The sequence below is a fragment of the Bartonella sp. TT119HLJHH genome (assembly GCF_042193385.1).
Taxonomy (GTDB): Bacteria; Pseudomonadota; Alphaproteobacteria; order Rhizobiales; family Rhizobiaceae; genus Bartonella.
Genome location: NZ_JBHILS010000149.1, coordinates 1 through 559, shown reverse-complemented (window position 1 = coordinate 559; position 559 = coordinate 1). Strand labels below are relative to the sequence as shown.

The 559-nt window shown below is 43.1% G+C and carries 1 protein-coding gene; it reads right to left on the bottom strand.

Annotated elements, in window-relative coordinates:
• Positions 1 to 559, bottom strand: a 559-nt coding sequence (locus tag ACFIJL_RS09865) for a major capsid protein (RefSeq protein ID WP_375624558.1), incomplete at both ends; no start/stop codon positions are given.

Genomic DNA, 559 nt, shown 5'->3' with positions numbered 1-559 from the left:
CGGTCGTGGTCGACGATAAGCATCGTGTAGAGAGGTCTTCCAACCGTGTTGGCAAAATCCAAGCTTTCACCAGGAGCAAAGGTTTTTTGGAAGACACCAGGCGCATCAACAGGAAAGAATTGACATTCATCAGGCTTAATGCCTATGGCGCGCTTTGTTCCAGCCTTCGCACTTACATTATAGTTGTGGATACTCCGATAATTAATGAAAGTCACACCCGCAAAGTCAAAACTACCAAAGCTCCCAGAGCCAATCGAACTTGGTGTTGCAACACCTCCGGCGCTATTGAGTGTCTGTGCTAAGGCTGTGTTTAAATAGGTCTCACGAATTGTTTTATGGTTTTTCAATTTGGAGAAAAATTCATTTCCACAAAGCCCAATAATGCGTGAACGATCAGAAAACGCTCCCTTTGAAGCTTCAATCATCCTCATAATGACTTGATCAACATGGTCCGCAACATTGGTTGTCTCATTATTTAATTTAAAATCAATCGGCTTTGGTGGTGCGATTTCCCATTCTTTGTACCAATCGACAATAACAGAGCCATCGGCATCAAGAA